The sequence below is a fragment of the Arthrobacter sp. SD76 genome (assembly GCF_049726125.1).
Taxonomy (GTDB): domain Bacteria; phylum Actinomycetota; class Actinomycetes; order Actinomycetales; family Micrococcaceae; genus Arthrobacter; species Arthrobacter nitrophenolicus.
Map to the genome: position 1 here is coordinate 426,550 of NZ_JBNBLR010000001.1, position 12,433 is coordinate 438,982.

The following is a 12,433-nucleotide window of genomic DNA, read 5'->3' on the forward strand; positions in this document are numbered from 1 at the left end:
ACCCACCACCCCCTGCGCGGTACCATCAGGTTCATGCCCACTGTGCTCGATATGGCAGGTCCAATCCTGGAAATGCTGACCTGGATGTGCCTGCCCACCGGCCTGGGCCTGCTGTTCTACACCGGGTTCCTCCGCCGCTTCGTGCACCCCTGGGCAGTGGCCGACGCCGTGGTGTACTCGGACAGCACCGGCGTGGGTTTCCGCTGGCTGGACCGGAAGCAGCAGGTGCACCGGGCACCCATGTCGCCGCACGACATCAAGCACCTTTCCGAGGGCGATACGCTGCCCATTTACTACCATCCGAAGCGTCCCACCCAATGGCAGACTGCGGAGCCGGAGGAGGCCGGCCGGACGGCTGCGGTGCTGGGCCGCGTGCTGACCGGCATCGGGGCGGTGGCCCTGCTGGCCGGTTTTGTCCTGCCGATGTTCTGAAACGTACGCCGGCAGCTAGGCGGCGAGGACCACGCCGATGCCCAAGGCGCCCAGCACAACCCCAGCGAAGGCCGTCCACAGCACTGCGGTGATGTCGGCGTCGACGTTTTCCCTGGCTATGCCATGGGAGCTGGTGCTGTAGCGCCGGCGCTGGGTGAGGTAGATAGCCAGTGCGGCCGCCGAGGAAACTGCGAACAGCAGCAGGATGGGGAATCCGTGCGCCGGAAGCCATCGCAGGAAAATTGCGCTGACGGTCACCAGCGCCATCATGGTGCGGCCCCACGCAAGGCTGGTCCGTTCCGGCTGCAGGCCGGGATCACCGTGGGGACCGGGGCGGGAACGTGCCATCCGTCAGCGCCAGAGGATGAAGACAAGCACGACGGCGGCCGCCAGGGCGCCTGCCGCCGCAAGCAGCGGCACAATGAGGGGCAGCGGCAGGGGTGCCTTGTTGCGCATGCTGCGTTCCACCCGGAGCCAACGTACCGCCGCCCCGGCGCTGAGCAGCATGCCGAGCAGTAGCAGCACAATGGCCAGGCCCTTGCGGACCGGCTCCAGGAACAGGTCGGCGGTGAACGCCTCGATGGCGATGCCGCCCGCCAGCAGCGCCAGGGATGTGCGGATCCAGGCGAGGAAGGTGCGCTCGTTGGCGAGGGTGAACCGGGGGTCCGGCTCTTCCCCGCCCGGCAGCAGCCGCTCGGCGATCCTTCCGCGCGACGGCGGTGAAGGTTCGCTGGATGCTGGCTGCGAGTTGGTCACGGTGCCAGTTTAGGCGGTGCGGCCGGACCTCCTTTAACTGCCGCTCCGCGGCGCGAACATGATCACGGCCACGCCCAGCAGGCAGATGAGGGAACCTGCGACGTCCCAGCGGTCCGGCCGGAAACCGTCGAAGATCATGCCCCAGGCGAGCGAACCGGCAACGAACACGCCACCGTAGGCTGCCAGGATCCGGCCAAAGTGGGCGTCCGGCTGCAGGGTTGCCACAAAGCCGTAGGCGCCCAGGGCGATGACGCCCAGCCCTGCCCACCACCAGTCCTTGCCCTCACGCACGGATTGCCACACAAGCCAGGCGCCGCCAATCTCCGCCGCAGCTGCCGGGGTGAACAGCAGGACAGTCTTGCCGATAGTTAATGTCGCGTCAGGAGTACCCACGCAGCCATCATGCCAGCCGGGAATGCCGCCGGGTCCCGGAGGTTGGGGACAGGTATGGAGCGCATTGGATTCTTGTCATTCGGCCACTGGGGTCCCGGCCAGGGCTCCCGCACCCGGACCGCCGGTGAGGCGCTGCTCCAGGGCATCGAGCTGGCCGTCGCCGCGGAGGAGCTTGGTGTGGACGGCGCGTACTTCCGTGTCCACCACTTCGCCCGTCAGCAGGCCTCCCCATTCCCACTGCTATCCGCCATCGCGGCGCGTACCAGCCGGATCGAAATCGGCACCGGGGTGATCGACATGCGCTACGAAAACCCCCTCTACATGGCCGAAGAGGCAGCAGCCGCCGACCTGATCAGCGGCGGCCGGCTTCAGCTCGGCATCAGCCGAGGTTCACCCGAGCCGGCCCGGCAGGGCGCGTCAGCCTTCGGCTATTTGCCGGAACCGGGTGAGACCGACGCCGATATGGCCCGGCGCCACACGGCCCTTTTCCGGAAGGCGGTCAGCGGCGCCGGCGTGGCCGAGGCTGATCCGCGGTACGCCGGGGGTGCCACCGGGTTGTTGCCGGTCCAGCCCCAGTCGCCCGGCCTCGCCGAACGCATCTGGTGGGGAGCAGGGAGCCGCAAGACCGCCGTCTGGGCTGCCGAGCAGGGCATGAACCTGATGAGTTCCACCCTGCTGACGGAGGACACCGGCGTTCCGTTCCACGAACTGCAGGCCGAGCAGATTCGGCTCTTCCGGGACGCCTGGGCCGCGGCCGGCCACCGGCGCGAACCCCGGATCTCCGTCAGCCGCAGCGTGCTGCCCATCGTGGATGCCGAGGACAGCCGCTACTTCGCGGGGAGCGCCTTGCGGGACAGCCGGGACCAGGTGGGGATCATCGATGGGCTCACCGCCAGGTTCGGCAAGAGCTATGTGGGCGAACCCGACCAGTTGGCAGAAGCGCTGGCTGCCGATTCAGCCGTCCAGGCGGCGGACACCCTGCTGCTGACGGTCCCCAACCAGCTGGGAGTGGAGTTCAACGCCAAACTTTTAGGCAACGTGGCCAGGCATATAGCCCCGGCGCTGGGATGGGCCCCTCCCGCTCCTGACCGGCCGTAAAACTCCGCACCCGCTCGGAAGAAACTTGTGCCCGGGTGGCTCTTCTGGTTATACACTAAGCATGCTTACTGAGTTGCGATGGAACCATCCATGGACGCCAGCCGTTACTCTTAAAGTGCGGCTTGGGGGCTTAGCGCCCATTTACAGCGTGACTGCGGAACGGTCATATGACGGAGAGAGAGAAATATGGCTCGCGCCGCTCTAGGCTTAATCGCATGATCCGGCTACGACAGCTGGCCCAGGCGGCCTCAGTACTCACCACGCCACTGGCGCCCGAGGACATCCTTGCGTTGTTCAACCCGGTGTACTCCGCCCGCCAGCTGCGCGGCGTGGTCACGCGCGTGGTGCAGGAAACTGCGCAGTCTGCCACCATCTTCTTCCGGCCCGGGCGCGGCTGGCACTCGCACCTCGCAGGCCAGTGGGCCCGCATCGGCGTCGAACTCGACGGCGTCCGGCACTGGCGCTCCTATTCCCTGAGCGCCCCGGCGGGCAAGGATCCGGCCATCACCGTCACGGATGTCGGTGCCGTGTCCGGCACGCTGGTGCGCACCACCCGTCCCGGCGATGTCCTCTTCCTGGCACCCCCGCAGGGCGACTTCGTTCTCCCGGAGCACCCCCGGCCCCTGCTGATGGTCACGGCGGGCAGCGGCATCACTCCGGTGATGTCCATGATCCGCACGCTTGTGCCGCGGCGCCCGGATGCCGACGTCGTGCTGGTCCACTCGGCCAAGACTCCCGGCGACAGCCTGTTCCGTGAGGAGCTCGCCGAGCTCGCAGACCAGTTCCCCAACTTCCGGCTTGCCCACTGGTTTACCGGTGAGCAGGGCCGCATGGACCTGACCAGCACAGACCAGCTGGACGAGCTCTGCCCGGACTGGAAGGAACGCGCAGCCTACGCCTGTGGTCCGGACAGCTTCCTGGACGACGCCGAGGCCCTTTGGAAGCGTGCCGCGCTCACCACGGCGGCCCCCGGCTCCGAGGTAGCGGTGGCCGGTACCACCGGCAACCTGATGATCGAACGGTTCAATACCACCTTCAACCTCGGCGTGGGGCACGACGGCGGCGTGGTCACCTTCGAAACGTCCGACCGGGAAGTGGAAGCCGACGGCGACACCCCCTCCTGGACGTGGGCGAGGACGCCGGAATCCTGATGCCCAGCGGCTGCCGGATGGGCATCTGCCACAGCTGCCTCACCCCGCTCCGGGCCGGCCAGGTCCGCGACCTCCGCACCGGGGAAGTCCACGGCGAACCCGGCCAACTGATCCAAACGTGTGTCTCGGCAGCCGCCGGACCCGTCAACCTCGAACTCTGAGGAGCACCAGGTATGTCTGGTAATCTCACCCAGCAAAACCACTCCCGCATCCACCAAAGGCAGCGCCGCCGGCGGGTCCAGGACGCGCCCCGGAAAGCTGGCTGAGTCCGGCAGCCCCACCGTCCGGCCGCCTGCAGCGGCGCACCTGAGCGACGAGCAGGTGGCGGAGCTGGGCCGTGAACTCGACGCCATCCGCGACGAGATCCTGGCCAAGCGCGGCGCCGAGGACGCGGCCTACATCCGCCGGATGATCAAGATCCAGCGCGGACTGGAGATCTCCGGCCGCGCAGCGCTGCTGGTCAGCAAGAACAAGGCCGCCTGGGTTACCGGAACCACGCTGCTGAGCCTGGCCAAGATCCTGGAGAACATGGAGATCGGGCACAACGTCCTGCACGGCCAGTGGGACTGGATGCGCGATCCGGACATCCACTCCACCACCTGGGAGTGGGACTTCGTCACGCCTTCGCGCTCCTGGCAGCACACGCACAACGACCTGCACCACCGCTGGACCAACGTGGTGGGCAAGGACAACGACGTCGGATACAACCTCCTGCGCATGGACGAACAGCAGCCGTGGAAGCCCGTCAACCTGGCCAACCCGCTGTTCAACGCCATCCTGGCGCCTCTCTTCGAGTGGGGCATCGCCATCTACGACCTCGAACTGACCGAGTACAAGGAAGGCACGAAGTCCAAGGAGGCCCTGCTCAAGGACCTCAAGGCTTTGGGCAAGAAGGTGGTCACGCAGTTCACCAAGGACTACGCCGCCACCCCCGCCGTGGCCATGCTGACCGGCTCCGGCAAGCAGGCCCTCTACGGCACCATCGCGGCCAACGCGATCCGCAACGTCTGGGCGCACGCGGTAATCTTCTGCGGCCACTTCCCCGAAGGCACGGACACCTTCACTGAGGAAATGGTGGAAGGCGAAACCCGCGGCGACTGGTACGTCCGCCAGATGATCGGCTCGGCCAACATCTCGGGCTCGAAGTTCATGCACATCATGACCGGCAACCTGTCGCACCAGATCGAGCACCACCTGTTCCCGGACCTGCCCTCCAGCCGCTACGCCGAGGTGGCCCCGCGCGTCCGCGAAATCTGCCAGCGCTACGGGCTCAAGTACACCACCGGGCCGCTGATCAAGCAGGTGGGATCCTCCTGGGCCAAGGTCTTCAAGCTGGCACTGCCGGGCAAGACGGCCACGGCCTAACCACCGCGCCGCCTGTCCAACGCGCACTGAAGGAACCTCCGGTTCCGGGACCACCCGGAACCGGAGGTTTTTGTCCCACCACCGACGCTCTCCCACTTCCTGCATGTCTTCGGCCGACGCTCTCCAACCTCCCGGGCAGGCGCGCATAATTGATCCCACAGCCGCCGCGGCCTACGGAGGAATCATGCGGTTCTTGGGAGCACTTCTTGTCATCTGGCTGCTCATCGGCGGCGTGGCCGCATGGCAGCGCGGCTACTTCAGCGGAGCACCGGATAACTGTGCCGAGGCGGGAACCGTGCTCGTCACCATCGTGGCCGGGCCCTTGAACTACATGGGGGTCAACCCGCAAATCTCCTGTGAACTGCCCCAGCCATCGCAGTAGCAGGTTCGGCGCCGAACGCCATCCGCGGCCCTAGAGTAGGGAGTGCGCGGGCGCCGCACAACGGTGCCCGCTCCGACCAGCCTCGAAAGGAATCTGCCCGTTATGGCTTTCATCACCGTTGGGACCGAGAACAGCACCGACATCGAGCTTTACTACGAGGACCACGGCTCGGGCCAGCCAGTTGTGCTGATCCACGGCTACCCCCTGGACGGCTCGTCCTGGAAAAGCAGACAGCGGCGCTGCTGGACGCCGGTTACCGGGTCATCACGTATGACCGCCGCGGCTTCGGCAAGTCAAGCAAGCCCACCGAAGGCTACGACTACGACACCTTCGCTGCCGACCTCAACGGGCTGCTGACCACGCTGGACCTGAACGACGTGGTGCTGGTGGGCTTCTCCATGGGCACCGGCGAGGTGGCGCGCTACCTGGGCACCTACGGTTCCGCCCGCGTGGCCCGCGCCGCCTTCCTCGGATCCCTGCAGCCGTTCCTGCTCAAGACCGACGACAACCCGGACGGCGTCCCGCAGGAAGTCTTCGACGGCCTGATGGAAGCGGTGACGGCGGACCGCTACGCCTTCTTTACCGGGTTCTTCAAGAACTTCTACAACTCCGACACCTTCCTTGGCACCCCCCCGGCTCAGCCAGGAAGCCGTCAACGCGAGCTGGAACCTTGCCGCCGGCGCGGGTGCCACCGCATCCGTTGCCGCCCAGCCCACCTGGCTCACGGACTTCCGGGCGGACATCCCCAAGATCGACGTTCCCGCGCTCATCCTGCACGGCACCGCGGACAAGATCCTCCCCATTGACTCCACCGGCCGGCTGTTCGCGAAGGCTCTGCCCAGCGCGGAGTACGTGGAGATCGAGGGAGCCCCGCACGGCCTGCTCTGGACCCATGGCGCCGAGGTGAACGAAGCACTGCTCAACTTCCTCGCCAAATAGGGTTCAAGCGCCACCGGCGGCACGGATGCTCTATCAGATAACGCTCCTAAACCCAGGTTTCAGGAGCCAAATCTGATAGAGCAACGTTCGTGCGGGTGTACCGGCGGGGGGGTTTACCAGCGGGGGCCGCTGCCTCCGCCCGGGCCCTGCTCGGCAGTGTATTCGCCGGCCGTGACGGTGCCCTGTTCCGTGGCGCCGTCCAGGGACCCCTCGCCGATGCCCGCACTCACGGTGGCGGTGCCGCCGGTGTAGACGGTGTACCCTTCCCCGGCAGTGATCGCGGCGGAGGAAAACACCAGCGACGCCGTCGCCTTGGTGGTCACGAAGGCAGCCACCACGGTGCCGGACGGGTCTGCCACCTGGATGACCGTGCCGGCCGGAACCGAGGACCCCAGCGTCACTTGGACGCCCGACTGGGTGGATGATTCGCCCGGGGTGACCACCATGCCGGCGCTGCCGGCCGCGGCAACAGTTCCGCCGGTAACAGCGAGTTCGCCGTTCACGTCCAACGCCCCGTTGCCGTTGTTCGTGGGGCCGTTGACAACAACGGTGCCGCCGGAGATGCTGGCGTTCCCGTTGGAGTCCAGCCCGTCGCCCTGTGAGTTGATGGTCAGCAGCCCGCCGGTCACCTCCACGGTGTAGTCGCCCACCTCCATGCTGCCCCCGCCCATGCCGCCGCCCGCTCCCTGGCCCGACGCGGTGGTTGTGCTGCCGCCCGAGGCGTTCACGCCGTCGTCGTTGGCCGTGACGGAGGCGGTTCCGCCGGCCATGACGATGTGCTGCGCCTCCAGGCCCTCCTCGGACTCCTCCACGGTGGTGTTGCCCGCGGCGATGGTGAGGGTGTTGTAGGCCTTGATGCCGTCGTCACCGGCGGAAACACTGAGGGTGCCGCCGTTGACCAGCACCCAGCCGCGGCCCTCGTCCTCCTCGTTGTCGGACTTGAAGCCGTCGCCCGCCACGCTGACCTGGTACGCGCCGTCCAGCAGCACCGCGTAGTCCTTGCCCACGATGCCGTCGTCCGCGGCGTCCACGGTGACAGTTCCGTCTGCCAGGACCAGGCCGTCCTTGGACGAGATGCCGTCGTTGTAGTTGCCGTCCACGGTGAGGGTGCCCGTGCCCGCGATGGTGAGGTCGGCCATGGAATACAGGGCGGCATTCGGGGCGTCCGTTCCCTGGTCGGCGTAGGTTGCTGCGTCCGTGAGCGAGCTGCTGGTCCCGTCCGCCAGGTAGACGATGGCTTCGTCTGCGCTCTGCACCACGAAGGGTGAGCCCGTGAAGCTGGTGACGCTGGCGCCGTCGAGGATGATCCGGACCGTGTCCTCCTCGGCGGCGGCCACCACGATCTGCCCGTCCGCCAGGGAGCCGCTGAGCCGGTAGGTGCCGGCGGCGCTGATGGTGACTGTATCGCCGTCGACCGTCACCGCGTCCGGGGAGCCCGACGCGACGGAGCTGGCACCGTCGGCGAGGGTCACGGCAACCTCGGCGGCGGCGTCCCAGGTGAGGTCGTCGGCGTCGTAGTGGGTGTCCGCGGCGAGGGTGTCCAGCGATACCGCCTGTGTTGTCCCGGTGGCGGCGGAGGAGGTGCCGGTGGCGCTGACAGCGGAAACACCGGTGGAGGTGCTGCCAGCCACGGAGCAGCCGGCGAGGCCGACGGCGAGGGTGAGGGCGGCGACGGAAAGGTAGGAGCGGAGGCTTTTCATGGAAGTGTCCTTTGGAATGGTGGAGGAACAGGGGGAAGTGTGGCGGGGCTCAGGGTTTCAGGGATCAGGGTGCGGGCCGGAGCGCCATGGTGCGGCAGAGCGTCCGGTGCCAGCGGTTGGCGGGGAGGCCCGGCCGGAGGGCCGCCATCCCGGTGGCGAATTTGGAGATCCGGGAGGGCCTGACGCCGTTGGCCCAAAGGTGCCGGTCCAGGGGCCGGCCGTGGAGCCCGACTTCGTTTCGAGGATGACGGCGTCGGCCAGGACCCAGGCCGGTTCGCCGGGGCACTGCCAGGTGACGCCGGTATCGACCGTTGCCCGGCTGCCGGATTCCGGCAGGTACAGCGTGGTGCGGTGGTAGCGGGTTTCGATGACCGGCTCCAGCGCACCTGCCGGGACTGACCCTACGGCCGCGGCCAGTGTTTCCCGGACATACTCCAGGCCTTCTGCGGTGAGCCGGGAGCGGTCTTCGAGCTGGTACGGGATCCGTTCCTTGACGGTCGCTTCCCGGGCGCCTTCGGTCTTGACTTCCAGGAAGCTCATGGCACTGTCCACGTAGGTCCGGGTGCGGATCTTGTACCTGCGGCGCCGGCCGTGGGCTGCCAGCAGGTAGCTGTCCAGGGTGGCGGTGTCGAAGTAGACGGAGTCGTAGGCGAAACTGCGGGATCCCTCCATCTCCAGGACCCTCATCCCGGTGCCGGCAGTGGCCAGCAGTTCACGGGCCAGGCGGGTGGGGACAACGTATTTGCGGTCCACCCGGGTCTGGAGGGCGGCCTCGCTGTTGAGCTCCTCCAGTCCAATGGCCGGCAGGAGGTGGAGGTTGCCGACGGCGGCCGTTGCCTTGGTGCTCATGCCGCACCTGCCTGGGCGTGTGCGGGGGCTTGGGCGTGTGCGGGGGCATGGGCCGGCGCGGGGGCAGCCGCCGGTGCGTCGAATGACGGTGCGGGCGCCGCCGGGGCGGGCGCCGCCGTCGTGATGGCTGAAATGCTGGCCGGGACAGCCGGCGCCGGGAAGACGGCGGGGGAGTAGGCGTAGCGGACGTCCACGATGGTCTTGTCATTGACCAGGTCCAGTTCGGAGATGGTGGCCGAATGGACCTTGCCGTGCAGGACTTCCTCGAGCCGGGCGTACAATTCGCCGTCTTCGGCGATGGCGCGGTCCAGGACCACCGTCTGGTGGCGGTGGGCCGGCAGGACCCTGGGGTGGTCGCCGACGAACATCACCAGCAGGATCAGGGCCATCAGCGAGCCCGTCAGCCACAGCGGCTCGATGCCCAGCCCGGCGATCAGGCCGAGGGCCAGGGCCGAGAAGTAGTAGGCCACCTCATGCTGCGCCAGTTCGGTGGAGCGGAGCCGGATGATGGACAGGACCCCGAAGAGGCCGAGCCCCAGGCCGAGTCCTGCGGCGGAGCCGGACAGCGCCGTGGCAACGGCCAGGACGCCCACGTTCATGCCCAGGTAGGAGACCACAAGGTCGCGGCGGCGGTGCCGGCGCAGGTACAGGGCGAAGGTGAGGATGCTGATGGCGGCGAGGTCGGCAAGGATAAAAACAAGTGAATTCATGGGAGGTCTCCGGGGTGTTCTTGGTGGACTGGTAGTTACGATGCCCGCCCAAACTGTGCATGTGCTGTGACGGAACCTAGCCGGATATATCGAGTGCCGGCCGGGGCTTCGCCCGAGGTCACGGGCACGGCCTTTGGGACTGGATTCCGGAGTGTTTTCCGGGAAAGAGGTACCGCTGCTGGATGGTGAAACTGGCCGCCAAGAGCGCGATTTCCGCCAGGATCTTGGCGGGAAGGGCGGGCACGGCAACAGCCTCAAGCGCCCAGATAAGGCTGAAGCTGGCGGCCAGCAGCACTGCCGCCAGGCCGAAGTAGCGCAGCCCGGCGCTGGTGGCCGGCCTGTCCCGGCCGTGCTCAAATACCATGTTCCGGTTGACCAGGAAGTTCACCGCTGAGCTGACCGCCCGGGCGCCGAGCACGGCCAGCAGCAGGGAATCGACGATCACGGTCAGCAGCATGAACACCACCGTGTCCACCAGGAACGCAGTAAAGGACGAGGCCAGGAATTGAGCAGCGGGGCGTAAATCCGGACGGAATCCACGACCGGCCGGAAATGCGAGCCGGAGTTGCGGTCCAGGTACACCGTGGTGATGTCCACGGATGAGATCGAATAGCCGGCCTGCGGTGCCTGCAGCAGCAGGTTGAGTTCGTACTCGTAGCGGTCGCCGCGGACCGAGCGCAGCCACGGCAGCATTGCCGCCGGGTAGCCGCGGAGCCCGGTCTGGGTGTCCGGGATGCGCTCGCCGGTGGCGAGGGTGAACAGCAGCCGGGTGGCGGTGTTGCCGATCCGGCTTCGTGGCGGGACATTCCCGGTGAATGCCCGGCTGCCCAGCACCATGGTGGCCGTGCCGCGGAAGTGCCGGCTGCCGTCCCCGCTGCCGTCCTCCGTGGGGTTCGCACGGGTGGTGTTCGCTTCGACGGCGGCGGCCACCTTAAGGATGTCCGACGGCGTGTGCTGCCCGTCGCTGTCAGCGCACACCACGTCCTGCCCGGGAACGTTGTCCTCGATGAAGCCGAACCCGGCCTTGAGCGCGAAGCCCTTGCCCCTGTTGCGGGCGTAACTGATGACGTGGCACCCCAGTGCGCGGACGCCGTCGAACACGTCCTTGTACGCCGGGCCGCTGCCGTCATCAACCACCACGACGGCGGCGCGCGGCTCGGCGGCGCGGAGGGCCCGGATGAGCTCCGGCAGCTGCTGGCCTGGCTGGTAGGCCGGGATCAGGATGATCATGGCCGGGCCTACCCTGCGATGTAGAGGATGTCGGAGGTGCCGCGCTCCTTGTTCTGGCCCAGCGGGTTGTTCACCAGCCCGCCGTTGAAGTACATGGTGGACGAGCCGCCGCCGTCGATGTTGTACGCGGTGGTGGCGCCCAGGTCCTGCATGATTTCCGCGAGTCCGGTCATGGTGACGCCGGCGCTGTAGCCCGGACTGCGGCCGTCCACCACCACGAACACCAGGTGGTTTTCGTCGATGACGCCCACCGCGGTGCGCGGCTGTTCGCCCTGGATGGAGTGGTTGCCGAAGTTGGTGTCCACCTCCACGTCCTCGATACCCTCGGCCACCTCGCCGTTGTCCAGCAGGGACGGGCCGAAGGAGAGGGTGTTCCAGACGCCGTCCGCCACCAGTTGCTCGGCGGTGGTGGTGGTTTCGTCGTAGACCTTGACCGTGCCGTCGCGGTAGAAGGCCAGTCCCTGGCGGGCGCCCTCATCGCGGAACACCACGCCGTTGCGGATCACGATGCCGGTATCGCGGAAACCGTAGTAGTCGCCGTTGATGGCGAAGATGGCGTTGTTTGCCTCGGCGATGGCGGAGGTGGTTTCGGTGATGTTTTCGCCGAAGCTGTCGTTGGCGAAGGCGGACTGGAGGGTGGTGGCGTCGCCCAGGACGACGTCGGCCACGTAGTAGGTGACGGTGCTGTCGCCGCTGCCGGTGGTCACCGTGGAGATGGTGATGTCCGAGGACTCGGAGGAGTAGGTGGTGTCCGTGGTGACGGCGGCGGAGGTGGAGGTTCCTGCCTGGACGGCGGACGTGGTGGTGCCGGACTGGCTTGCCTGGTACGCGGAGACGTCGGAGATTTCCACGTGCTGGATGACGAACCTGTCCAGTGCCCAGGCGGTGGCACCGCCGGCGGAGAGGGTGAGGGCCACCGCGCCTGCGATGACGGCGCGCCGGACGCGGCCGGGTTTACGGGAAGTTTTCTGCTGCTGGGTCATGCCCCATTTCTAGGCAGCCAAGTTAGCAGCAGGGTTTGCCCTATATGTGCGGGGCCTGTGAAACGGGGGCGGGGACAGCTGCAGTGCCAGGTCCCGGAGCTCGGTGGGCCGGAAGGGTTTGGTGAGGTACGCCGCGGCACCGGAAGCCATCCCGGCCAGCAGGTCGTCGTTCTCGGACCGGGCCGTCAGGAACAGCAAAGGGGCCTTGCTGAGCTCGCGGATGGCGCGCGCCACCACGTGCCCGTCCATGTCCGGCAGGCCAACGTCCAGGGTGACCAGCGCAATGGCGGGATCCCCGGCCGCGGCGATTGCCTCTTCCCCGGTCGAGACCACCTGCACCTCGAATCCGGCGCGCGAGAGAATCACGGTGATCAGTCCACGGATGTCCTTGTCGTCTTCGACGACAAGGCAGACCCTTTTATTTTCCATCGCAGCCCCCCGGCAA

General features: G+C 67.4%; 13 protein-coding genes and 3 pseudogenes. 6 read left to right on the forward strand and 10 right to left on the reverse strand.

All coding sequences use genetic code 11. The features are described from left to right. Window positions 1-33: 33 nt before the first annotated feature. Window positions 34-432, forward strand: a complete 399-nt coding sequence (locus ACPEE0_RS02060) for a hypothetical protein (RefSeq protein ID WP_035752999.1) — start codon at window positions 34-36, stop codon at window positions 430-432. Between the two features lie 15 nt (window positions 433-447). Here the strand turns inward: ACPEE0_RS02060 and ACPEE0_RS02065 are convergent, their stop codons facing one another. The 3 genes from ACPEE0_RS02065 to ACPEE0_RS02075 are packed head-to-tail and all read right to left on the reverse strand — an operon-like array spanning window position 448 to window position 1,581. After that, window positions 448-780 carry a DUF202 domain-containing protein gene (locus ACPEE0_RS02065; RefSeq protein ID WP_009358341.1) on the reverse strand — a complete coding sequence of 111 codons (333 nt, stop codon included), beginning with the start codon at window positions 778-780 and terminating at the stop codon, window positions 448-450. Between the two features lie 3 nt (window positions 781-783). Beyond that, on the reverse strand, window positions 784-1,188 hold the full coding sequence (locus tag ACPEE0_RS02070) for a YidH family protein (RefSeq protein ID WP_009358340.1): 405 nt from the start codon (window positions 1,186-1,188) through the stop codon (window positions 784-786). 33 nt (window positions 1,189-1,221) lie between these two features. Beyond that, window positions 1,222-1,581 (reverse strand): YnfA family protein, encoded by a 360-nt coding sequence (locus tag ACPEE0_RS02075; RefSeq protein WP_035752985.1) that lies wholly within the window; start codon window positions 1,579-1,581, stop codon window positions 1,222-1,224. A 54-nt stretch (window positions 1,582-1,635) separates the two neighbouring features. On the opposite strand from ACPEE0_RS02075, the gene ACPEE0_RS02080 reads away from it, so the two are divergent. The 5 genes and pseudogenes from ACPEE0_RS02080 to ACPEE0_RS02100 all read left to right on the forward strand — a co-directional run bounded on the left by ACPEE0_RS02080 (window position 1,636) and on the right by ACPEE0_RS02100 (window position 6,516). Then, complete coding sequence (locus tag ACPEE0_RS02080) at window positions 1,636-2,679, forward strand: LLM class flavin-dependent oxidoreductase (RefSeq protein ID WP_035752983.1); 1,044 nt, start codon at window positions 1,636-1,638, stop codon at window positions 2,677-2,679. Window positions 2,680-2,894: 215 nt separating this feature from the next. Beyond that, window positions 2,895-3,991: pseudogene (locus ACPEE0_RS02085) on the forward strand (ferredoxin reductase). Between the two features lie 22 nt (window positions 3,992-4,013). Beyond that, on the forward strand, window positions 4,014-5,195 hold the full coding sequence (locus tag ACPEE0_RS02090; protein WP_424575219.1) for a fatty acid desaturase family protein: 1,182 nt from the start codon (window positions 4,014-4,016) through the stop codon (window positions 5,193-5,195). 184 nt (window positions 5,196-5,379) lie between these two features. Continuing rightward, on the forward strand, window positions 5,380-5,577 hold the full coding sequence (locus ACPEE0_RS02095; RefSeq protein WP_009358335.1) for a hypothetical protein: 198 nt from the start codon (window positions 5,380-5,382) through the stop codon (window positions 5,575-5,577). A gap of 102 nt (window positions 5,578-5,679) precedes the next feature. After that, window positions 5,680-6,516: pseudogene (locus ACPEE0_RS02100) on the forward strand (alpha/beta fold hydrolase). Window positions 6,517-6,629: 113 nt separating this feature from the next. Here ACPEE0_RS02100 and ACPEE0_RS02105 read toward each other — a convergent pair. The 7 genes and pseudogenes from ACPEE0_RS02105 to ACPEE0_RS02135 all read right to left on the reverse strand — a co-directional run bounded on the left by ACPEE0_RS02105 (window position 6,630) and on the right by ACPEE0_RS02135 (window position 12,417). Then, window positions 6,630-8,216 carry a carbohydrate-binding domain-containing protein gene (locus ACPEE0_RS02105; protein ID WP_009358334.1) on the reverse strand — a complete coding sequence of 529 codons (1,587 nt, stop codon included), beginning with the start codon at window positions 8,214-8,216 and terminating at the stop codon, window positions 6,630-6,632. A 64-nt stretch (window positions 8,217-8,280) separates the two neighbouring features. Continuing rightward, window positions 8,281-9,065 (reverse strand): annotated as a pseudogene (locus ACPEE0_RS02110) (polyphosphate polymerase domain-containing protein). Further along, window positions 9,062-9,775, reverse strand: a complete 714-nt coding sequence (locus ACPEE0_RS02115) for a DUF4956 domain-containing protein (protein WP_354176999.1) — start codon at window positions 9,773-9,775, stop codon at window positions 9,062-9,064. Before ACPEE0_RS02115 ends, ACPEE0_RS02110 begins: the two are co-directional and overlap by 4 nt. 118 nt (window positions 9,776-9,893) lie before the next feature. Continuing rightward, complete coding sequence (locus tag ACPEE0_RS02120) at window positions 9,894-10,232, reverse strand: GtrA family protein (protein ID WP_424573809.1); 339 nt, start codon at window positions 10,230-10,232, stop codon at window positions 9,894-9,896. After that, window positions 10,223-11,005 carry a glycosyltransferase family 2 protein gene (locus ACPEE0_RS02125; protein ID WP_424573810.1) on the reverse strand — a complete coding sequence of 261 codons (783 nt, stop codon included), beginning with the start codon at window positions 11,003-11,005 and terminating at the stop codon, window positions 10,223-10,225. The genes ACPEE0_RS02120 and ACPEE0_RS02125 overlap by 10 nt, the downstream gene beginning before the upstream one ends. Before the next feature lie 8 nt (window positions 11,006-11,013). Continuing rightward, the gene (locus ACPEE0_RS02130; RefSeq protein WP_009358520.1) at window positions 11,014-11,988 is read right to left on the reverse strand and encodes a phosphodiester glycosidase family protein; all 975 of its coding nucleotides are present in this window, start codon (window positions 11,986-11,988) and stop codon (window positions 11,014-11,016) included. A gap of 9 nt (window positions 11,989-11,997) precedes the next feature. Further along, window positions 11,998-12,417 (reverse strand): response regulator transcription factor, encoded by a 420-nt coding sequence (locus tag ACPEE0_RS02135; RefSeq protein ID WP_424573811.1) that lies wholly within the window; start codon window positions 12,415-12,417, stop codon window positions 11,998-12,000. Window positions 12,418-12,433 lie beyond the last annotated feature (16 nt).

What these genes read in the sequence shown, in the direction of transcription:
- ACPEE0_RS02060 (WP_035752999.1), top strand. Translation starts at nt 34, where the DNA reads ATGCCCACTGTGCTCGATATGGCAGGTCCAATCCTGGAAATGCTGACC.
- ACPEE0_RS02065 (WP_009358341.1), bottom strand. Translation starts at nt 780, where the DNA reads ATGGCACGTTCCCGCCCCGGTCCCCACGGTGATCCCGGCCTGCAGCCG.
- ACPEE0_RS02080 (WP_035752983.1), top strand. Translation starts at nt 1,636, where the DNA reads ATGGAGCGCATTGGATTCTTGTCATTCGGCCACTGGGGTCCCGGCCAG.
- ACPEE0_RS02095 (WP_009358335.1), top strand. Translation starts at nt 5,380, where the DNA reads ATGCGGTTCTTGGGAGCACTTCTTGTCATCTGGCTGCTCATCGGCGGC.
- ACPEE0_RS02105 (WP_009358334.1), bottom strand. Translation starts at nt 8,216, where the DNA reads ATGAAAAGCCTCCGCTCCTACCTTTCCGTCGCCGCCCTCACCCTCGCC.
- ACPEE0_RS02115 (WP_354176999.1), bottom strand. Translation starts at nt 9,775, where the DNA reads ATGAATTCACTTGTTTTTATCCTTGCCGACCTCGCCGCCATCAGCATC.
- ACPEE0_RS02120 (WP_424573809.1), bottom strand. Translation starts at nt 10,232, where the DNA reads ATGCTGCTGACCGTGATCGTCGATTCCCTGCTGCTGGCCGTGCTCGGC.
- ACPEE0_RS02125 (WP_424573810.1), bottom strand. Translation starts at nt 11,005, where the DNA reads ATGATCATCCTGATCCCGGCCTACCAGCCAGGCCAGCAGCTGCCGGAG.
- ACPEE0_RS02130 (WP_009358520.1), bottom strand. Translation starts at nt 11,988, where the DNA reads ATGACCCAGCAGCAGAAAACTTCCCGTAAACCCGGCCGCGTCCGGCGC.
- ACPEE0_RS02135 (WP_424573811.1), bottom strand. Translation starts at nt 12,417, where the DNA reads ATGGAAAATAAAAGGGTCTGCCTTGTCGTCGAAGACGACAAGGACATC.